Annotated in this window: 18 protein-coding genes; 10 read left to right on the top strand and 8 right to left on the bottom strand. The window is 59.4% G+C overall.

The features are described 5' to 3' along the window. Window positions 1-202 precede the first annotated feature (202 nt). Window positions 203-682, top strand: a complete 480-nt coding sequence (locus tag ACIQUH_RS06380) for a DUF2938 domain-containing protein (RefSeq protein ID WP_400813234.1) — start codon at window positions 203-205, stop codon at window positions 680-682. Window positions 683-720: 38 nt separating this feature from the next. Here the strand turns inward: ACIQUH_RS06380 and ACIQUH_RS06375 are convergent, their stop codons facing one another. Together ACIQUH_RS06375 and ACIQUH_RS06370 are read right to left on the bottom strand one after the other, a co-directional pair. Continuing rightward, entirely contained in the window at window positions 721-1,653 is a 933-nt protein-coding gene (locus ACIQUH_RS06375) for a neutral zinc metallopeptidase (RefSeq protein ID WP_400813233.1), read from the bottom strand. Window positions 1,654-1,751: 98 nt separating this feature from the next. Next, a complete protein-coding gene (locus ACIQUH_RS06370; protein WP_400813232.1) occupies window positions 1,752-2,240 on the bottom strand; it encodes a DUF2306 domain-containing protein in 489 nt (162 codons plus the stop codon). Window positions 2,241-2,332: 92 nt separating this feature from the next. Here ACIQUH_RS06370 and ACIQUH_RS06365 point away from each other — a divergent pair, with 92 nt between their 5' ends. The 3 genes from ACIQUH_RS06365 to ACIQUH_RS06355 all read left to right on the top strand — a co-directional run bounded on the left by ACIQUH_RS06365 (window position 2,333) and on the right by ACIQUH_RS06355 (window position 7,198). Beyond that, window positions 2,333-3,154 carry a LytTR family DNA-binding domain-containing protein gene (locus ACIQUH_RS06365; protein ID WP_400813231.1) on the top strand — a complete coding sequence of 274 codons (822 nt, stop codon included), beginning with the start codon at window positions 2,333-2,335 and terminating at the stop codon, window positions 3,152-3,154. Window positions 3,155-3,311: 157 nt separating this feature from the next. Further along, the gene (gene carB, locus ACIQUH_RS06360; protein WP_400813229.1) at window positions 3,312-6,800 is read left to right on the top strand and encodes a carbamoyl-phosphate synthase large subunit; all 3,489 of its coding nucleotides are present in this window, start codon (window positions 3,312-3,314) and stop codon (window positions 6,798-6,800) included. A gap of 239 nt (window positions 6,801-7,039) precedes the next feature. Next, window positions 7,040-7,198, top strand: a complete 159-nt coding sequence (locus ACIQUH_RS06355; RefSeq protein ID WP_400813228.1) for a hypothetical protein — start codon at window positions 7,040-7,042, stop codon at window positions 7,196-7,198. Between the two features lie 52 nt (window positions 7,199-7,250). On the opposite strand, the gene ACIQUH_RS06350 is transcribed toward ACIQUH_RS06355, so the two are convergent. The 3 genes from ACIQUH_RS06350 to ACIQUH_RS06340 form a co-directional block, all read right to left on the bottom strand. Next, window positions 7,251-8,390, bottom strand: coding sequence for a GGDEF domain-containing protein (locus tag ACIQUH_RS06350; RefSeq protein WP_400813226.1), 1,140 nt, complete (start codon window positions 8,388-8,390; stop codon window positions 7,251-7,253). Window positions 8,391-8,542: 152 nt separating this feature from the next. After that, window positions 8,543-9,991, bottom strand: coding sequence for a UdgX family uracil-DNA binding protein (locus ACIQUH_RS06345; protein ID WP_400813224.1), 1,449 nt, complete (start codon window positions 9,989-9,991; stop codon window positions 8,543-8,545). After that, window positions 9,991-11,223 carry a putative DNA modification/repair radical SAM protein gene (locus ACIQUH_RS06340; protein ID WP_400813223.1) on the bottom strand — a complete coding sequence of 411 codons (1,233 nt, stop codon included), beginning with the start codon at window positions 11,221-11,223 and terminating at the stop codon, window positions 9,991-9,993. Before ACIQUH_RS06340 ends, ACIQUH_RS06345 begins: the two co-directional genes overlap by 1 nt. 221 nt (window positions 11,224-11,444) lie before the next feature. Here ACIQUH_RS06340 and greA point away from each other — a divergent pair, with 221 nt between their 5' ends. Both greA and ACIQUH_RS06330 read left to right on the top strand, forming a co-directional pair. Continuing rightward, entirely contained in the window at window positions 11,445-11,921 is a 477-nt protein-coding gene (gene greA, locus ACIQUH_RS06335; protein WP_003522847.1) for a transcription elongation factor GreA, read from the top strand. A gap of 88 nt (window positions 11,922-12,009) precedes the next feature. Then, window positions 12,010-13,065, top strand: coding sequence for a glycosyltransferase family 4 protein (locus ACIQUH_RS06330; protein ID WP_400813222.1), 1,056 nt, complete (start codon window positions 12,010-12,012; stop codon window positions 13,063-13,065). A gap of 29 nt (window positions 13,066-13,094) precedes the next feature. Here ACIQUH_RS06330 and ACIQUH_RS06325 read toward each other — a convergent pair whose 3' ends face one another. Then, on the bottom strand, window positions 13,095-13,562 hold the full coding sequence (locus ACIQUH_RS06325; protein ID WP_400813220.1) for an Lrp/AsnC family transcriptional regulator: 468 nt from the start codon (window positions 13,560-13,562) through the stop codon (window positions 13,095-13,097). Between the two features lie 267 nt (window positions 13,563-13,829). Between ACIQUH_RS06325 and trxB the strand changes: the two genes are divergently transcribed. The 4 genes from trxB (at window position 13,830) to ACIQUH_RS06305 (ending at window position 17,855) form a co-directional block, all read left to right on the top strand. Further along, window positions 13,830-14,804, top strand: a complete 975-nt coding sequence (trxB, locus tag ACIQUH_RS06320; RefSeq protein WP_400813218.1) for a thioredoxin-disulfide reductase — start codon at window positions 13,830-13,832, stop codon at window positions 14,802-14,804. A gap of 24 nt (window positions 14,805-14,828) precedes the next feature. Next, window positions 14,829-15,725: a LysR family transcriptional regulator VtlR gene (locus ACIQUH_RS06315; protein WP_034498849.1), complete on the top strand. Its 897-nt coding sequence runs from the start codon at window positions 14,829-14,831 to the stop codon at window positions 15,723-15,725. 599 nt (window positions 15,726-16,324) lie between these two features. Beyond that, complete coding sequence (locus ACIQUH_RS06310; protein WP_003522852.1) at window positions 16,325-16,615, top strand: helix-turn-helix transcriptional regulator; 291 nt, start codon at window positions 16,325-16,327, stop codon at window positions 16,613-16,615. Window positions 16,616-16,742: 127 nt separating this feature from the next. Then, a complete protein-coding gene (locus ACIQUH_RS06305; RefSeq protein ID WP_400813217.1) occupies window positions 16,743-17,855 on the top strand; it encodes an alkene reductase in 1,113 nt (370 codons plus the stop codon). A gap of 53 nt (window positions 17,856-17,908) precedes the next feature. On the opposite strand, the gene ACIQUH_RS06300 is transcribed toward ACIQUH_RS06305, so the two are convergent. Both ACIQUH_RS06300 and ACIQUH_RS06295 read right to left on the bottom strand, forming a co-directional pair. Beyond that, window positions 17,909-18,298, bottom strand: a complete 390-nt coding sequence (locus ACIQUH_RS06300; protein WP_400813215.1) for a DUF6220 domain-containing protein — start codon at window positions 18,296-18,298, stop codon at window positions 17,909-17,911. Continuing rightward, window positions 18,298-19,335, bottom strand: coding sequence for an NAD-dependent epimerase/dehydratase family protein (locus tag ACIQUH_RS06295; protein WP_400813214.1), 1,038 nt, complete (start codon window positions 19,333-19,335; stop codon window positions 18,298-18,300). The genes ACIQUH_RS06300 and ACIQUH_RS06295 overlap by 1 nt, the downstream gene beginning before the upstream one ends. Between the last annotated feature and the right edge of the window lie 9 nt (window positions 19,336-19,344).

Genomic DNA, 19,344 nt, shown 5'->3' with positions numbered 1-19,344 from the left:
AATAGACTCTTCCCACGGCGCAGACGCGCCGCGACTGGATGCCGGATCAAGTCCGGCATGACGGAGGAGAGGTCTTGCGCCTTTCTCACACTCATGGTCGGAGCAATCCGGCCATTTTTATTTGCCATGCCGACAATAGCCGGTTCCCGCCATCGACCCAATCCGCTAGAGCTTGATCGATCATGATCGTGCGGAGGGATTCATGCTGGAAGTGATTTGGCGCGGCATTGCCATGGGCATTGGCGGCACCGTATTTATGGATATATGGGCGATCGTGCTGCACCGGTTCTTCGGCCAGTCGGCGCCAAACTGGGCGCCGGTCGGACGCTGGTTCTGGCATGTGCCGAAGGGCCGGATATTCCACGACAGCATCGCCACGGCTGAACCCTATGAATATGAACTGGCGCTCGGCTGGATTTCGCATTACGCCGTCGGCATTCTTTATGGCGTCATTCTCGCGCTGGTGGTTCCGGCCGCATGGTTTGCCAATCCCTCCTTCATCGAACCGTGGATCGTCGGCATCATAACGGTCGGTGCGGGCTGGTTCCTGCTGCAGCCGGGGCTGGGCATCGGCTGGGCGGCATCGAAGACGCCGAACCCCACAAAGGTCCGCTTTCTAAACCTTGTGGCCCATACGGTCTTCGCACTCGGCATGTATGCCGTGGCGCTTTTGATACGCTAAATAAAAAGGGGGCTGAAAGCCCCCTCCCTGTCCGGTTCTCAGATATTCGCCGAGAATGTATCGCAATCCTCGACACGGCCGCTCTGGAAACCGCGCTTGAACCATTCCATGCGCTGTGCGGAGGTGCCGTGGTTGAAACTGTCAGGCACCACATAGCCCTGTGTCTGCTTCTGCAGCGTATCGTCGCCGATCTGGTGGGCGGCATTCAGCGCTTCCTCGAGGTCACCGGTTTCGAGAATGCCCTTCTGTTCGGTAAACTTGCCCCAGATACCGGCATAACAATCCGCCTGAAGCTCGACACGCACGGACATCTTGTTCGCATCCGTCTGGCTCATCGACTGGCGGCGGCGGTTGAACTCCGGCAGGACGCCGGTGAGGTTCTGGATGTGGTGGCCCACCTCATGCGCAATCACGTAAGCCTGCGCGAAATCGCCGGCCGCACCGAAACGCTGATCCAGTTCCTTGAAGAAGCTGGTGTCGAGATAGACCTTGCGGTCACCCGGGCAATAAAACGGGCCGCTGGCAGCCGAGGCATAACCGCAGGCGGAAGACACCTGGCCGGAGAACAGAACCAGCGTCGGCTTCTGATAGGTCTCGCCGGCGGACTGGAAAATGCCGCTCCACGTATCTTCCGTCTCAGCCAGCACGGTGCGCACGAAAGCCGTCGTCTCGTCCGACGACTGACCTTGCGGACGCGTGCCCGCCTGCTGGCCGCCGGATTGCTGCGTCGTGCCACCGCCGTCCAGTGAAATATCGCCGCCCGAAAGCAGCGTCAGCGGGTTGATGCCGAGCACCCAGCTTATCAGCAGGATGACCAGAATGCCGCCAATCCCGATGCCACCACCGCGCCGCCCGATCGGCACGCGCATTCCGCCACGGGAAAAAGGATCGCTACCGCCTGGTCCCGATCCCGCCGACATGCCACGCCGGTCCTCGATATTGTCCGACTGGCGGCGCCCTCTCCATTCCATGCTATTCTCCCGGCGGATATCGCCTTAACAAGCTGCCTTATAACGGCACTATAATACATCTTGTTCCGGAAGAAAGCAGAGGCGGCAAACGGAGAGCCTCATGCAGTTCTGCGTCTCTGTTTCAGCACGGTCAGAAACAGGAAGGCAAACACAAGAGCGCCGGCGGAAAGGGCCGCAAAACCGGCCTTGCCGTCTCCGAACGCAACCTCATGCATGATCCGTCCCGGAACGAAGGTGAAGCCGCCGGCAATCACGATACCGCCGAGATAAACGCTCTGCATGATGCGCATATGGCGTCTGATATCACCGCGGCGGGCGAAATAGACCGATTGCAGACACCCGTAAATGGTGGAGATGGAAAGCAGATGGATCGGGCTGAAACCATAAAACACCTTCAGTTCGTGGATGAAGAAGGTCGAAACTGATGTCGTGACCATCAGCAAAACCCAGATCTTGCCGAGCAGCCGGTGGATGGCGGTGCCCTTGGGACGCAGGAAAATGAAGGCGCCGAGAATGGCTGCGGGTATGACGGTGGCGACATGGAATTGCACGGCAAGCGGTGCATCTAACAAAGGCTGGAATGACATGGGCGCTGTTTCGGCTCGGTTGAAATCACCGGCAATTTCGGCAAAACATGCGGAGAAGAAAAACGGATTGGCGCCATTAGCAGGAAAACTTCGTGGATCACCCTTATCTGCAATCCACGCTTCGTGAAATGCACAGCATGCTGCAATCGCGCAGGCTGTGGCTGACATTTCTTGCCGTGCTGGCGATCTTCATCCTGACCGGGCCTTTCGGCACCAGCGAAACCATGAGCTTTGCCGACCGGCTGCTTTACTGGACGATCGTTCAGGGCGGCTCCTGGGGGATCGCGATATCCTTTGCCATCATCGCCAAAACGCTCCTCGCAGGCCACATCAACAGTATACTGGCGCGTATGATGGCCGGCTCGCTCGCCGCATCCCTGCCGATCGGGCTGCTGCTTACCGTCACCAACCATGTTTTTTACGGCAGGGAGATCGACCTCGTATCTTTCCTCAAAAGCGGCCTCACATCCCTGCCGCTCTGCGCGATCTTTTGCCTGCTGAGCTATCTTACCGCCCGCCAGACACTCGAAACTCCGGCGGAGGTTATCGTGGCTGCCGATGGAGGTGCCGGTCACGACATAAAAAGCACCGCGCCGCTGCTGGAGCGGTTGCCGCCGCAAAAGCGTGGCGATCTGCTGCGGCTGTCGGTGCAGGACCACTACACCGAAATCGTCACCACCCGCGGGCGTCAGCTCGTGCTGCTGCGCTTTGTCGATGCGCTGCGCGAAATCGGCGACACGCCCGGCCTGCAGGTACACCGCTCCCATTGGGTCGCCCACGCCAATGTGATCTCATTGCGAAAAGCGGCAGGCCGTTTTTATATCGTGACCCATGACGGCACGGAAATTCCCGTCAGCCGCTCGCGTAACGCCGCCGTTCAGGCCTGTTTCGCCACGCCTGCCCACACCCGTTAAGAGTTTCTGTCGATTCCGGAATTTATGGGGTTCCGTTCTCAAAAACATTTGCCTATAAGCCGCTTCTAGCCTGAAAACATTTGAATTGCGCTCCCCGGCCGGTGATCTTCCACCCTGGCCGGTGTTTTGCGCAACCAAAAAGCGGAACGAGAGAGCCATGCCGAAGCGCCAAGATATCAAGTCCATCCTCATCATCGGCGCGGGACCGATCGTTATCGGTCAGGCATGTGAATTCGACTATTCCGGCACGCAGGCCTGCAAGGCGCTGAAGGAAGAAGGTTACCGGGTCATTCTGGTCAACTCCAACCCGGCGACGATCATGACCGATCCGGGCCTTGCCGACGCCACTTACGTCGAGCCGATCACCCCTGAAGTCGTGGCCAAGATCATCGCCAAGGAGCGCCCGGACGCGCTTCTGCCGACCATGGGCGGCCAGACCGCGCTCAATACGGCGCTTTCTCTCAAGCGCATGGGCGTTCTCGACCGCTACAATGTCGAAATGATCGGCGCCAAGCCCGAAGCCATCGACATGGCGGAAGACCGCGCATTGTTCCGCGAGGCGATGGCCCGCATCGGCCTTGAAACCCCGAAGTCGATGCTCGCCAACGCAACCGAAATCAAGGATGCCGACCGCAAGAAGCACGAAATCGCCCGCACCGAACTGAAGGGCAAGCTTTCCGGTCCTGAACTCGACAAGGCGCTGGACGACCTCGAAAACCAGTGGAACCTCGGAGAGACCGACCGCAAGCAGCGTTACATGGCCCATGCCATGGCGATTGCCGCCCAGGCCATCGACCATGTCGGCCTGCCCGCCATCATCCGCCCGTCGTTTACGCTTGGCGGCACCGGCGGCGGCATTGCCTATAACCGCTCGGAATTTTTCGATATCGTCTCGGGTGGCCTCGACGCCTCACCGACCACCGAAGTGCTGGTCGAAGAATCGGTGCTCGGCTGGAAGGAATATGAGATGGAAGTGGTCCGCGACACGGCGGACAATTGCATCATCATCTGCTCCATCGAAAACATCGATCCGATGGGTGTCCACACGGGTGACTCGATCACTGTCGCGCCGGCGCTGACGCTGACGGACAAGGAATACCAGATCATGCGCAACGCCTCGATTGCGGTGCTGCGTGAGATCGGCGTGGAAACCGGCGGCTCGAACGTGCAGTTCGCCGTCAACCCGAAGGATGGCCGCCTCGTCGTCATCGAAATGAACCCGCGCGTATCGCGCTCCTCCGCTCTCGCCTCCAAGGCAACCGGCTTCCCGATCGCCAAGATCGCCGCCAAGCTCGCCATCGGTTACACGCTTGACGAGCTGGAAAACGATATCACCGGCGGTGCGACACCTGCGTCCTTTGAGCCCTCCATCGACTACGTCGTCACCAAGATCCCGCGTTTCGCCTTCGAGAAATTCCCGGGTGCCTCGCCGATCCTCACCACCGCCATGAAGTCGGTGGGTGAAGTCATGGCCATCGGTCGCACCTTCGCCGAATCGCTGCAGAAGGCGCTGCGCGGCATGGAAACCGGCCTCACCGGTCTCGATGAAATCGAAATCCCCGGTTACGAGGAAGGCGAAGGTTCCAAGAACGCCATCCGCGCCGCCATCGGCACGCCGACGCCGGACCGCCTGCGCATGGTCGCACAGGCGCTGCGCATGGGCATGACCGAAGAGGAAGTCCACGAAAACTCGAAGATCGATCCGTGGTTCATCGCCCAGTTCAAGGCCATCGTCGACATGGAAGCCCGCATCCGCGAGCACGGCCTGCCGCAGGATGCCGAAAACCTGCGCATGCTGAAAGCCATGGGCTTCTCCGACGCCCGCCTCGCCAGCCTGACGTCGAAGCGCCCGAAGGAAGTGGCCGAACTGCGCAACAGCCTGAACGTCCGCCCGGTCTTCAAGCGCATCGACACCTGCGCGGCCGAATTCGCCTCGCCGACCGCTTATATGTATTCGACCTATGAAATTCCCTTCGTGGGCGCCGCACGCTCCGAAGCCCAGGTTTCCGACCGCAAGAAGGTCGTCATCCTCGGCGGTGGTCCGAACCGTATCGGCCAGGGCATCGAGTTCGATTATTGCTGCTGCCATGCTGCCTTCGCGCTGAAGGATGCAGGCTTCGAAGCGATCATGATCAACTGCAACCCGGAAACTGTTTCCACCGACTACGACACCTCCGACCGCCTCTATTTCGAGCCGCTGACGGCCGAAGACGTGATCGAGATCATGCGCGCCGAGCAGGAAAAGGGCGAACTGGTCGGTGTCATCGTGCAGTTCGGTGGCCAGACGCCGCTGAAACTTGCTGAAGCGCTGGAAAAGAACGGCATCCCGATCCTCGGCACCGCACCCGACATGATCGACCTTGCCGAAGACCGCGACCGCTTCCAGAAGCTGCTGATGAAGCTCGATCTCGCCCAGCCGAACAACGGCATCGCCTATTCGGTCGAGCAGGCCCGCCTCGTCGCGTCTGAAATCGGCTTCCCGCTGGTCGTTCGCCCGTCCTACGTTCTGGGTGGCCGCGCCATGCAGATCATCCATTCGGAAGGCCAGCTGCAGACCTATCTGCTCGACACCGTTCCGGGCCTCGTACCCGAAGACATCAAGCAGCGTTACCCCAACGACAAGACCGGTCAGATCAACACCCTGCTCGGCAAGAACCCGCTTCTGTTCGACAGCTACCTGACCAACGCCGTCGAAGTCGACGTCGATGCGCTGTGCGATGGTGAAAATGTCTTCGTTTCCGGCATCATGGAACATATCGAAGAAGCCGGCATCCACTCGGGCGATAGCGCCTGCTCGCTGCCGTCGCGTTCGCTGAGCAAGGAAACTCTCGACGAACTGGAACGCCAGACGACGGCTCTTGCCAAGGCGCTGAATGTCGGTGGCCTGATGAATGTTCAATATGCCATCAAGGACGGCACGATCTACGTTCTCGAAGTCAACCCGCGCGCCTCGCGTACCGTGCCTTTCGTCGCCAAGACCATCGGCGCGCCGATCGCCAAGATCGCCGCCCGCGTCATGGCCGGTGAAAAGCTTGGTTCGGCAATCGCCGCCTATGGCGAAAAGCCCGATCCGCGCAACCTGAAGCACATCGCCGTCAAGGAAGCCGTCTTCCCCTTCGCGCGCTTCCCCGGCGTCGACATCCTGCTCGGACCGGAAATGCGCTCGACCGGCGAAGTCATCGGCCTCGACACGGATTTCGCGCTCGCCTTCGCCAAGAGCCAGCTCGGCGCCGGCGTCGACCTGCCGCGTTCCGGCACGGTGTTCGTTTCGGTGCGTGACGAGGACAAGGAAGGCGTGCTTTCCGCCATCCGCATTCTCGTGGAAAGCGGCTTCAAGGTACTGGCGACCGGCGGCACCCAGCGTTTCCTCGCCGAACAGGGCATCAACGCCGAGAAGATCAACAAGGTGCAGGAAGGCCGTCCGCATATTGAGGACGCCATCCGCAACCGTCAGGTCCAGCTCGTCATCAACACCACCGATAGCAATAAGGCTATCTCGGACTCGAAATCGCTGCGCCGCGCCACGCTGATGCAGAAGGTGCCTTACTACACGACGATGGCCGGTGCGGAAGCAGCAGCCCTCGCCATCAAGGCCCTGAAGGCCGGTAATCTGGAAGTGAAGCCGCTGCAAAGCTACTTCAACTAAGCGTTCTGCGGGAAAGCCCGCAAGATTGAAAACAAGACGCCGCGGGTCGCCATGCCCGCGGCGTTTTGTTTTGCGCAATCCCGCTGCAATCCATTTCCCGTATCAAAACGGCATCATTCTCACACGAGGCTCACGATGTCCTTTTGCATTCCCGAAAAACCCTGCCCCACCGCCAGCCGCGCCGTTCCCCTGAATTCGAGGGTCAACTCATGATCGGACGTCCCCCGGGGCCGCAGCGAGTGGCATTTCCGCTTCGGATCGAACCCGCCATATTGAACGCAATCCGGCAGACCGCGAGCGGCGAGTTGCGCAGCATCAACGCCCAGATCGAAATTCTGCTGAAAGAGGCCTTACGACATCGCGCCGCTGCGGATGCAGCGAACGAGCCGACAGGCTGAGCAGAAGGCTGCCAGCTTGGGAAAACAAGGAGGTTTCAGGCTTTTGCCGCGCCTAGGCGGCCAGCGCCTCGCGAACGCAATTGCGCCCTTCTGTCTTTGCCCGGTAAAGCGCACGATCCGCCATTTCTGCAAGCATCAGAAGATCGCAGCCGACATCACCGCTCGCGGCAACGCCGATACTGATGGTCACACCGACACGCAGACCGCCGCAATCCACCTCCGTAACAGCGACCGCATCGCGAATGCGTTCGCCGATCATGCAGGCCTTGCGAGCCCCGGCGCCCGGCAGGTAAATGATGAATTCCTCACCACCGTAACGCGCCAGCACATCCCCGCCGCGGATACTGCCACCGATGCGCTTCGCTACTTCCTGCAGCACGCTATCGCCGACGGCGTGACCGAAACGATCGTTGATCGACTTGAAGTGATCGATATCCAGCAACATGGCCGCATCGGCGGGATCGGGCGTCGCAGGCATGGTCTGGAAGAAGAACCGCCGGTTCTTCACCCCGGTCAGCGGATCGGTATTTGCAAGAACCAGCAATTTCCGCTCCGACCGCTCAGCCACGAACATCATCACAAACAGGGCGATAGCGAAGTTCAGCATGATGATGAAGAAAAACGCGTTGACCAGATTGATGGTGGCGTAATCCGGGAAAAGCACGCTTTTCATCACCGACAGCGAAATGAGACCGGAGACGCCGGTAATCGCACCCAGCGCCAGACGCGAAAGCAGCGGCTCCCTGCGCCATCCGGTGAAAAGCACCGACGCTCCGGCGAGATAGGCCAGCGCCGCGCAGCCATTGAAGAGCGCCGCGCGAAACGCGTTATTGTCTGCCACCTGTAGCGCGACAACCATCGCCAGCATGGCAATAAGACAGACGAGGGATATGGTTCGCCGGCCGACGGAGCGTCCATCGCTCAACGTCTTCAAGCCGAGCCAGATCAACCCATAACCCACTATACCGAAAACAACACTGCCGAGCTGCCATAAGGCCGACGACACTATTCCCCATTCCCCGTAACCGGCAAGCGTGGAGCCGATCGTCATCGACGCAAAACCCGCGGCAAGCGGGACGGGACCCCGCAGGCCGCGATTGGTCATTTTCAGGTAGATGAAACTCAAAAGCCCAACGATGTAAGAACACTTTTGCATCAGTATGACTGTCGCGAGGTCGAGTTCGCCCAACATGATTTGTCCATACGGTCAATAAATTTGGAGACAACAATTATAATAGCAAGTATAAAATTTCAATAAAAATAACGGAAAACCAATCGTTAAACGATACTACTGCAAGTTATGATTCAAATTTCTCAATAAATCTCCGATACACACATCGAAATCTATTCGAATATTCTAATAAACTTCATATCCTCAACGAACCGCATCACTTCCGCCTCTTTCACCCGCTCATCGGCAAGGCGCAGGAGATAGGAGGGGTGCACGGTCACAAAAAGCGTTCGGCCCTCCTCCATCGGTATGGGACGACCCCTGACCTCCGAGAGCTTACCCTTCTCGCCGGTCAGCGCATAAAGTGCAGTTGCGCCCATGGCAACGATCAGTTTCGGCTGAACAAGCGCGATTTCCTGATTGAGCCACCAGCGGCATTGCTCCACCTCGCCTGCATTCGGCCGCTGATGAATGCGTCGTTTGCCGCGGGTTTCATATTTGAAATGCTTGACCGCATTGGTGACGTAAAGTCTTTTGCGTTCGATACCGATGTCGGCAAGAGTCCGGTCGAAAAGCTGGCCGGCCGGACCGACAAAAGGCTTTCCGGCGAGATCCTCGTGATCACCCGGCTGCTCACCGACGATCATGACATCCGCATCTTCCGGCCCGGAACCGAAAACCGTCTGCGTGGCGCTGCAATGCAAGGAACAGCGGGTGCAATGGCCAGCCTGCCGCGCCAGCGATGCGAGCGTGCCGTCCGCCGCCGGTTGCGGCATCTCCCGGGCAGCGGCCGCCGCCTGCAGACGATGGTGAAAGGGTTGCGGCTGGCTTGCCGCCCTCGCGGCCATTTCCAAGACCCGCGCCTCCGCGCCGAGAATGAGATCGGGAATGAGATCGGCTTCCGGCAGGTTCTTCCAGTATTTCTTCGGCATCTCGGCCGTCATGGCTTTGACCTTGAGGCGGGCCGGATTGAATATATTGGCGTAATAGGTCCGCCAGAGTTCATCTGTCTCATCCGTCAGATCAGGCTTCGCCGCCGCCTCGCGTGACGTCTGCAGCTCGCTTCCATCCCATCGGGCAGACCCTTTGGGCGTGGCGATCAGCCAGTCCATATCGGTAAACCGCCGCTGGAAAAACGCTGCTGTGCGCTCGACGATGAAATGATCCGGCTCGAACCATGCCACGAACCGCCGTCGGCCGCCCTGCCCCTGCGGCAGCGGCAATTCCTTGAAACGGACGAAGGCCGTCATCTTGTGACAGTCGCGGCGCACCGACTTCTCGAGCAGGCGGGCCTCCGCAACATCCGGATCGGACTTGAACTGCAGCAGGGCGCGGTCCCGCTTCAGCCGCCACAGCAACCGATAAAGCAATGCAAAACGGCCGGGATCGCTGTGGCAGATGATGGCCTGCGCCAGCACCACGAACGAGGCCGGAACGGAAATCTGCCCATTGCTTGCATCGACCCTCGGCAACGGCGCACCGGCGAAATCCAGCAGCCCTGCCCCGTCATCCCGCGACCGCCAGTCAATCATCTCCGGCCGAATATCGGCCGCAAGGGCCGCGCGCGCGGCATCGCGCCACTCGCCGAAATCGCCCCGCCCTTCCAGCACCGGGCCATACATCACAACAGCGACAATTGTTCGGGCTGCGGTGCAAACATCGCCCGCAGATCCGGCCGTTCGGTCAGCTTGCCCGGCGTCCAGCCCTCGGCGACGATGAAAGCCTTCACCTTTTTAAGGGACACACCAAAACGGGCAATATCCTCCAGCCGCAGCCGCCGGAACCGCCGCGACGATAGAACAGAGGCCACCGTCTTGGTGCCGAAACCGGGCACGCGCAACAGCATTTCCCGATCCGCCGCATTGACGTCCACCGGGAAACGCTCGCGATGTTTCAGCGCCCAGGCGAGCTTCGGGTCGATATCGAGATCGAGCATGCCGTCGCCGCCGATCGCGGTTATCTCGCCAATGTCGAAACCGTAAAAGCGATAAAGCCAGTCCGCCTGGTAAAGCCTGTGTTCCCGCATCAGCGGCGGCTTGATGAGCGGCAGGTTCTTCGACGAATCAGGAATGGGGCTGAAGGCCGAATAATAGACGCGCCGCAAACCGTAACTGCCATAAAGCCGGGCGCTGGTGGAGAGAATGGTGCTATCGTCAGCGCCGTCGGCGCCAACGATCATCTGCGTGCTCTGGCCGGCCGGCGCAAAGCGTCTGGTCTTTCTTGTCCTGACGGTCGGCTCCCCCGCCTCCTCGATCTTCAAACGGATATCGGCCATGGAACGGCGAATATTGGCGGGCTGCTTTTCCGGCGCAAAGCGACCAATGCCGCTATCGGTTGGCAATTCGATATTGATCGAAAGGCGATCCGCGTAAAGCCCCGCCTCCTCGATAAGCCTGGGCGATGCTTCGGGAATGGATTTCAGGTGGATATAACCGCGAAAACCATGGGTAACGCGCAACTCCCGCGCCACGCGCACCATCTCTTCCATCGTATGATCGGAGGAGCGGATGATGCCGGAGGACAGGAACAGCCCCTCGATATAGTTGCGCCGGTAAAATTCCAGCGTCAGCCAAACCACCTCTTCCGGCGTGAACCGCGCCCGCTCGACATTGCTGGAGGAGCGGTTGATGCAATAGGCGCAATCATAGATACAGAAATTGGTGAGCAGGATTTTCAACAGCGAAATACAGCGCCCGTCCGGCGCATAGGCATGGCAGATGCCCGACCCTTCCGTGGAACCCAGACCGCCTGACGCTGCGGAGTTGCGTTTTGTCGTGCCGCTCGATGCGCAGGAGGCGTCGTATTTCGCCGCGTCGGAGAGAATGGCCAGCCGTTGCCTGATTGACTTCTTCATAATTATGTTCACTATATGTTCCATTGAAAAATGTCAATCATATTGCTTAAGTCTCTGAATAGACGCGGGAATATGCCTTCCTCAAATTTGCTGGCATTTCACTGTCGTCTTCTGATATAGTCGGCTCAGTTATGATTTTGGCATGGTTCCGGAGTTCCCCTCCGGAACCTGTTTCTTTTTGTGTCTGCAAGTAAAGCGACCGGAATGCGAAGGATAAAAAAATGGTAGAAAAAGTACCGATGACTCAGGGTGGATTCGTCAAGCTGCAGGAGGAGCTGCGCTGGCGCCAGCAGGAGGAACGCCCCCGTATCATCGAGGCGATTGCCGAAGCGCGCGCCCATGGCGACCTTTCGGAAAACGCCGAGTACCATGCTGCCAAGGAAGCCCAGAGCCACAATGAAGGCCGCATCACCGAACTCGAAGACCTGACCGCGCGCGCCGAAGTCATCGATCTTTCCAAGATGTCGGGCTCGAAGATCAAGTTCGGCGCCACCGTCAAGCTGGTCGACGAAGACAGCGACGAGGAAAAGACCTATCAGATCGTCGGTGACCAGGAAGCCGATGTGAAGGCCGGCCGCATTTCCATCTCCTCGCCCATTGCCCGCGCCCTTATCGGCAAGGAAGTCGGCGACAGCATCGAAGTCAATGCGCCCGGCGGCGCCAAGGGCTACGAGATTCTCGCGGTTCAGTGGGGCTGATAAGCCCCAACGCGCAATGCGCCCCACGCGGGCGCATTGCTTCTTGACGTATTGCCCCCCAAATTAGCCGCAAAGACGGAAGCCCATCTTGTCCCACGTCAGTCTGAAAGATGTGCAGGTGCTTGCGCCGAACTTCAAACGCAGGCTCTCCGGCGTCACCTCCACCATCGTTCAGCTTATTCCGGTGCAGAACCGGCTGGGACAGAAGGTGGCCGTCATCGGCCCGGGCCTGCCGCCGCATCTGCCGCATGTGCGCTTTCGCCATCTGTGGCGGCTCTGGCAAAACGGCCCGCAGGGCGGCCCGCGCATCTGGCATGCCCGCCGCAACCTCGAAATGTTGCCGGGTCTTCTCCTCCGCGACGTGCTGCGCATGAAGGTGAAACTGCTCTTCACCTCGGCCGCGCAGAGGCGGCATTCCACCTATACCCGCTTCCTGATTTCGAAAATGGATGCGGTGGTTGCGACCAGCACCCGCTCCGGCTCGTTTCTGGAAGTACCCCATCGCGTTGTCATGCATGGCGTCGATACCGACCTGTTTCATCCGGCCACCGGACCCGAGGACACCATCGCCGCAACCGGTCTGCCGGGCCAATATCTGATCGGCTGCTTTGGACGGGTGCGACACCAGAAGGGCACCGACCTCTTCGTGCGCGCTATGATCGAGCTTTTGCCCGCCCATCCGCAATGGACAGCCGTGGTTTCCGGCCGGGTTACGGCGGAACACAAGGCTTTTGCCGAAGCACTCGAGGCCGACGTCAAGGCCGCCGGCCTTTCGGACCGAATCGTGTTTCAGGGCGAGGTGAACGACATCAAGCCGTGGTACCGGCGGCTGACGCTCTATGTCGCCCCATCCCGCAATGAAGGTTTCGGATTGACGCCGCTCGAGGCCATGGCGTCGGAAACCGCGGTCGTCGCCAGCACTGCCGGCGCCTATGAGGAAATGATCATCAAGGGTGAGACGGGCGCGCTCGTTGAAGCGGGTGACTATGAATCGCTCAGGGATGCGATAAAGACCTATCTGGCCGATCCGGCTCTGGCGTTAAACCATGCCCGTGCCGGACTTGCGCATGTGCGCACCACCTTCCCGCTCGAAAAAGAGGCCACGAGTCTCGGCGCTGTTTATGATGCGTTGCGGCGGGGGTGATCCGCCTTAGCAACCGCAAAGCCTGCCGTTCAGATTTCCACCAGGCCGACGCGCTTGACCTGACGGATGGTGAGCATGGTGCGCACCGTATCGACATTCTCATCCGCCGTCAGAACTTCGATGACGAAATCCTGAAACTCCGTCAGGTTTTTCGCCACGCAATGCAGCAGGAAATCGCTTTCGCCCGATACCATCCAGGCCTGACGCACCAGCGACCAGCCGGACGTCGCTGCGGCAAAGGCCTTCAGATTGCTGTCGGACTGCCGCTTCAAACCGACCATGCAGAAGGCGACGAGATCGAAACCGAGCTTCGGTGCGTTCAACATGGCGTGATAACCCTCGATCACGCCAGCTTCTTCCAGCTTGCGGACACGCCGGAGGCATGGCGGCGCGGAAATCCCGACCCTTTCGGCCAGCTCCACATTGGTCATGCGCCCGTCGCGCTGCAATTCGCGCAGGATTTTCAGATCGATGGCATCGAGTTCGACGCTGGTCACGGAGAAGTACCTCGTTAAGCTGGAGAACTTCCTTGTACTATTCGGCACGGGATTCGCAACATTATGCCACCGCCCGGTCACAAAATTGCGCGCGCATCCACAACTGCCTTGTTGGTAACGCAAGGCTGCCCTTGAATAAAGACACTAGACAACCTTAAATACCGGGCAACGAAGGGGTTGCGGCCTGTCCGCCGTGATGCGGCTGGAAGACGCTGGTGCCGAAAGGCACCGCTACTGAAAGACCCCGTTATTGAAAGGAACGTTTCCATGTCTGCCCGCCACACGAAGGTATTGATCATCGGCTCCGGTCCCGCCGGTTATACCGCGGCGATCTACGCGGCCCGCGCAATGCTGAAACCCGTGCTGATCGCCGGCATGGAACAGGGCGGCCAGCTGATGATCACCACCGATGTCGAAAACTATCCGGGCTTCGCCGATCCGATCCAGGGCCCTTGGCTGATGGACCAGATGCTGAAGCAGGCAACCCATGTGGGCGCGGAAATCGTCAGCGATCTCGTCACCGAAGTTGAAACCAATGTGCGGCCTTTCGTGGTCAGGACCGATTCCGGTCAGGTCTGGACCGCCGACACGCTGATCATTGCCACCGGCGCCAAGGCCAAGTGGCTAGGCATCGAGAGCGAGCAGCATTTCCAGGGCTTCGGCGTTTCCGCCTGCGCCACCTGCGACGGTTTCTTCTATCGCAACAAGGATGTGATCGTGGTCGGCGGCGGCAACTCCGCCGTGGAAGAGGCGCTTTATCTCGCCCATATCGCCAGGTCGGTCACCGTCGTGCACCGCCGCGACAGCTTCCGTTCGGAAAAAATCCTGCAGGAACGGTTGTTCGCCAAGGAAAACGTCAAGATCCTCTGGAACACCGAAGTCGCCGAAATCACCGGCGCGCCGGCAAAGCCGCCGATGCCGCCTTCCGTTTCCGGCGTGAAGCTGCGTGACACCAAGACCGGCGCGATCAGCGACATGCCGATCGATGGCGTCTTTGTCGCCATCGGCCACGCCCCGGCGGTCGAGCTGTTCAAGGGCAAGGTGAAGCTGAAGGATAACGGCTATATGTGGACCGCTCCCGATTCCACCGCCACCGACGTGGAAGGCATTTTCGCCGCCGGCGACGTCACCGACGATATCTACCGTCAGGCAATCACCGCCGCCGGCATGGGCTGCATGGCGGCGCTGGAAGCGGAACGTTATCTCACCGCGCATCAACCGCTTGCTGTCGCAGCGGAATAACCGAAAGGCAGGATAGGCATGGCAATGCCATTGGACTGGGATAAACTGCGCATTTTTCATGCCGCAGCCGAAGCGGGGTCTTTCACCCATGCTGCCGACAAGCTGCATTTGTCCCAGTCGGCCATCAGCCGTCAGGTCAGCGCGCTGGAGCAGGATGTCGGCGTCAAGCTGTTTCATCGCCATGCCCGGGGCCTGATCCTCACCGAACAGGGCGAGCTGCTTTATCGCACCGCCCATGACGTGCTGCTGAAGCTCGAAACCGTCAAGATGCAGCTCACCGAAACGACGGAGAAGCCAAGCGGCAAGCTGCGCGTGACGACGACGGTTGGCCTCGGCCAGGGGTGGCTGACGGACAAGGTGCAGGAGTTTCTGCAGCTCTATCCGGAAATGTCGATCCAGCTCATCCTCGACAATGAGGAACTGGACGTGAACATGCGCCATGCCGATTGCGCCATCCGCCTTCGCCAGCCGCAGCAGTCGGACCTCATCCAGCGCAAGCTGTTCACGGTGCATATGCATGTCTATGCCGCGCCGTCCTATATCAACCGCCATGGTGAGCCGCAGTCGGTCGAGGATCTCGACAATCACCGCATCATCTCCTTCGGTGAACCCGCGCCCAACTATCTGCTTGATGTCAACTGGCTGGAAAATGCCGGACGATCTTCCGACAATACGCGTACGCCGCATCTGCAGATCAACAGCCAGACCTCGATCAAGCGCGCCTGCCTGCTGGGAATAGGTATTGCCTGCCTGCCGGATTATATCGTCGGCCGCGATCCGGGCCTTATCCAGCTATCGCTCGCCGCAGACATTCCGTCCTTCGATACCTATTTCTGCTATCCGGACGAGATGAAAAACGCTGCAAAGCTGAAAGCCTTCCGCGACTTCATCGTCGCAAAGGCTCGAAACTGGAACTTCTGACTTTAAAATAATCGACGTCCAGATATAATATTTTAAATTCAAATACTTATGAATGGACGAGCAGGAGGGGCGCAAAGGCGCCCCTCTTCAGCATTGCACATAAAATATACCGGAAATATCGAGGCCTGCATCGCTTGCATGCCTGACCTGCACAAAAAAGAGTTGTTTCGTGCACAAAAAAACACCAAATAGCTCTCAGTTGATGCACACGGTGGCTTTTCCTCCCAGTTCCACCGCATCAGCTGTTCCCCTCTGGAGGTTTTTGACCTTCACACTTAAAGGGCCCTGGATCCATCCGGCGGCCCTCTTTTTTTACCCGCAAGAATTTTCTCCAAATTGGCGAAATATCGCATGATGCAACCTTGTTTTGCATTATTGCCGCTCCCATATTTTAGCTGGCTGTCACGCTCGCCCAAGGCACGCGACAGCTGTTCCCCTCTGGAGGTTTTGACCTTCAAACTTATCAGGCCGCGGAGATATCCAGCGGCCTTCTTTTTTGGAAATCCCTGCCCGCCCGCTCGATCCTCACAGAGACGTGACTTGTATATCGATAGCGATCGATATAAATATCGGACATGTCAGATATTGAAGAAACACCGATGAACCCGGAGGAAATCCTCAAAGCCCTTTCGCACCCCGCAAGGCTGAAATTCCTGGAATGGCTGAAGTCTCCGGAAAGTCACTTCTGCCAGGAGCATCCCCTCAGCATGGGTGTATGCGCCAACCAGTTTCAGATCAGCGGCCTGTCGCAATCCACCGTCTCGTCGCATCTGGCGGTGTTGCAGGCAGCTGGCCTGATAAGGTCGAAAAAGGTCGGGCAATGGGTGTTTTTCGAACGTAACGAGGAAACCATCGACGCCTTCCGCAATTATCTGCAAGCCAATCTCTGAGCCTCCCAAGCTTTGAGCCTCGGGGTGTCGGACCGGAAACCGAAACATGGTTTTCATTCCGGCACCCAGACAGAAAGACAGCGCGTCTCCCGCGCAATTTCGCCAACCGACCAGAAAGTGAAGTCGCATGACCAGTCTTTTCGAACCGGCACAGGCCGGCGATATCGCACTCGCCAACCGTATCGTCATGGCCCCCCTCACCCGCAACCGTTCGCCGGGTGCCATTCCCAACAATCTCAACGCCACCTATTACGAGCAGCGCGCCACCGCCGGGCTGATCGTCACCGAAGGCACGCCGATTTCCCAGCAGGGTCAGGGTTACGCCGATGTTCCCGGCCTCTACAAGCGGGAAGCGATCGCGGGCTGGAAACAGGTTACCGATGGCGTGCATTCGGCAGGCGGCAAGATCGTCGCGCAGATCTGGCATGTGGGCCGCATTTCCCACACCTCGCTGCAGCCGCATGGCGGTCAGCCGGTCGCGCCTTCCGCCATTCCCGCCAAGTCGAAGACCTATATCATCAATGATGACGGCACCGGCGCCTTTGCCGAAACCTCCGAGCCCCGCGCGCTCACCATCGACGATATCGGCCTCATCCTCGAAGATTATCGCAGCGGTGCACGCGCCGCACTGGAGGCCGGTTTCGACGGCGTCGAAATCCATGCCGCCAATGGCTACCTGATCGAGCAGTTCCTGAAATCCAGCACCAACCAGCGCACGGATGATTATGGCGGCTCGATCGAAAACCGCGCCCGCTTCCTGCTGGAAGTTGTCGATGCGGTGGCGGAAGAGATCGGCGCAGGCCGTACCGGCATCCGCCTCTCGCCGGTTACACCTGCCAACGATATCTTCGAGGCCGATCCGCAGCCGCTTTATAATTACGTGGCCGAACAACTCGGCAAGCGCAATCTCGCCTTCATCCATGTCGTTGAAGGCGCGACGGGCGGCCCGCGTGATTTCAAACAGGGCGACAAGCCCTTCGACTACGCGGCCTTCAAGGGCGCCTATCGCAATGCCGGCGGCAAGGGCCTGTGGATCGCCAATAATGGTTACGACCGTGAGAGCGCCATCGAAGCCGTGGAAAGCGGCAAGGTCGATGCCGTGGCCTTCGGCAAGGCCTTCATCGCCAATCCAGATCTGGTGCGCCGCCTGAAAAACGACGCGCCGCTCAACGAACCGAACCAGCCAACCTTCTATGGCGGCGGAGCCGAGGGTTACACCGACTATCCGGCGCTTGCCTGATAAAGGATAAAACAAATACGCCGCACCGGCTGAAAGCGGTGCGGCGTTTTCTTTCAGCGGAGGCTTCGCGCCTGCCGCGCGGCAAAATCGGAAAACGCGCCCATGACGAAGGCGTTGGGCACATGCAGCGCCTGCAGAAAGCCATTGCCCGTTTCCCGGCCGATGCTCATCAGCGCCACCTGAAGACAATAAAGACCAAGCAGGACCAGCGTGCGGACAAGGTTCGGCCGCAGGTCGTCATATAGAGAAGCGAGAACCACCAGCGACAGGATCGGAACGGCGATCAGGAAGCCGAGCCCCTTGTGCAGCGAAAGCAGCGATCCATCGTAATAGATCGACAGCCCGGCCAGCAGCACCTGCGCGAAGATCAGCACCGGCACGCTTGCCGAAATCACGGCAAACACGCGACGCCGAACCGACATCCCATTCGCAACCGCAGCCATCACACCCTGCCCCCGGCATCGGCCGGATGAGAAAGGCTCGAATGCTGCGGCCTCTGTTCGAGGCAGCCGAGGCTCGCCAGTGTCGTCGCCACCGCAATGTCGATCGGTGTTCTGGGTTCCGTCCCGAGGAAATCCACCAGCTTGCGATTGCTCATCCGGATCGGCATCTGCCAGAGATATTGCATTTCCAGCACTTCGCGGAACAGGGGAACGAAGGGGGCGGCCAATTTGATGCCCGACCAGGATAGCTGCCGCCTCTTGACGGGATGACCGACAACGCGCTCGATCGCTTCAACCAGTTGCAGCCCGTCGAAATCCCAGAAGCCTTCCATGTGATAGACGGCGAAAGCCGGAAGCTCGCCAGCGCGGTCAAGCAGCCGGCCAATGGTCTCCGCGACGTCAGGCAGATAGGCCCATTGGTGCCCCGCATAGGGTGCGGCGGGATTCTGGACGCCACGGACCGGCTTTCCAGGCTTCACCAGCATCTGCGAAAACCAGTTGTTTCTCGCATCCGGCCCAAAGAAATCCCCCGCGCGTACGATCAGCACCGGCACGCCGCGCATCGACACCATTTTCAGCCGTCGCTCCATCTCCACACGCAACGCGCCCTTGCGGGTAAAGGGCTTTTGCGGGCTGTCTTCCGTCAGCAGGGGAAAGGCGTCAGGGCCGAAATTATAAACGCTGCCCGGAAAGACGATCCTCGCCCCGCAGGCCTCGGCGGCAGCAATGGTATTGTCGAGCATCGGCAGTACCTGGCTTTCCCAGTTGCGATATCCGGGAGGATTGACGGCATGCACGATCAACGCTGCACCCTTTGCCGCGTCCAGAACGTCCTGCCGGTTCATGGCGTCACCGGTCACGAACTCGATATCACCAGTTGCCGTGGAAGCGGTTTTCTGGCGCGTCATCGCCCTCACCCGCCAGCCGCGCTGCTGCAACATCTGGGAGACCTGGCTGCCGACACCGCCATTCACGCCCAGAATCAGGGCCAGCGGCCGGTCATTCGCCGCTGTATTGGCGTTGTTTTCATATATCATCGTCGTACT

The organism is Agrobacterium sp. NPDC090283 (assembly GCF_044769685.1).
Classification (GTDB): Bacteria; Pseudomonadota; Alphaproteobacteria; order Rhizobiales; family Rhizobiaceae; genus Agrobacterium.
The sequence above is the reverse complement of the archived record's forward strand: the minus strand, read 5'-3'. Positions and strand labels throughout refer to the sequence as shown.

Bases quoted from the DNA above. Each gene is read 5' to 3' on its own strand.
- ACIQUH_RS06315 (WP_034498849.1), top strand. From the start codon at position 14,829: ATGCCATTGGACTGGGATAAACTGCGCATTTTTCATGCCGCAGCCGAA.
- ACIQUH_RS06370 (WP_400813232.1), bottom strand. From the start codon at position 2,240: ATGTCATTCCAGCCTTTGTTAGATGCACCGCTTGCCGTGCAATTCCAT.
- carB (WP_400813229.1), top strand. From the start codon at position 3,312: ATGCCGAAGCGCCAAGATATCAAGTCCATCCTCATCATCGGCGCGGGA.
- ACIQUH_RS06310 (WP_003522852.1), top strand. From the start codon at position 16,325: ATGAACCCGGAGGAAATCCTCAAAGCCCTTTCGCACCCCGCAAGGCTG.
- ACIQUH_RS06345 (WP_400813224.1), bottom strand. From the start codon at position 9,991: ATGTATGGCCCGGTGCTGGAAGGGCGGGGCGATTTCGGCGAGTGGCGC.
- ACIQUH_RS06295 (WP_400813214.1), bottom strand. From the start codon at position 19,335: ATGATATATGAAAACAACGCCAATACAGCGGCGAATGACCGGCCGCTG.
- greA (WP_003522847.1), top strand. From the start codon at position 11,445: ATGGTAGAAAAAGTACCGATGACTCAGGGTGGATTCGTCAAGCTGCAG.
- ACIQUH_RS06340 (WP_400813223.1), bottom strand. From the start codon at position 11,223: ATGAAGAAGTCAATCAGGCAACGGCTGGCCATTCTCTCCGACGCGGCG.
- ACIQUH_RS06380 (WP_400813234.1), top strand. From the start codon at position 203: ATGCTGGAAGTGATTTGGCGCGGCATTGCCATGGGCATTGGCGGCACC.
- ACIQUH_RS06350 (WP_400813226.1), bottom strand. From the start codon at position 8,390: ATGTTGGGCGAACTCGACCTCGCGACAGTCATACTGATGCAAAAGTGT.
- ACIQUH_RS06300 (WP_400813215.1), bottom strand. From the start codon at position 18,298: ATGGCTGCGGTTGCGAATGGGATGTCGGTTCGGCGTCGCGTGTTTGCC.
- ACIQUH_RS06375 (WP_400813233.1), bottom strand. From the start codon at position 1,653: ATGGAATGGAGAGGGCGCCGCCAGTCGGACAATATCGAGGACCGGCGT.
- ACIQUH_RS06305 (WP_400813217.1), top strand. From the start codon at position 16,743: ATGACCAGTCTTTTCGAACCGGCACAGGCCGGCGATATCGCACTCGCC.
- trxB (WP_400813218.1), top strand. From the start codon at position 13,830: ATGTCTGCCCGCCACACGAAGGTATTGATCATCGGCTCCGGTCCCGCC.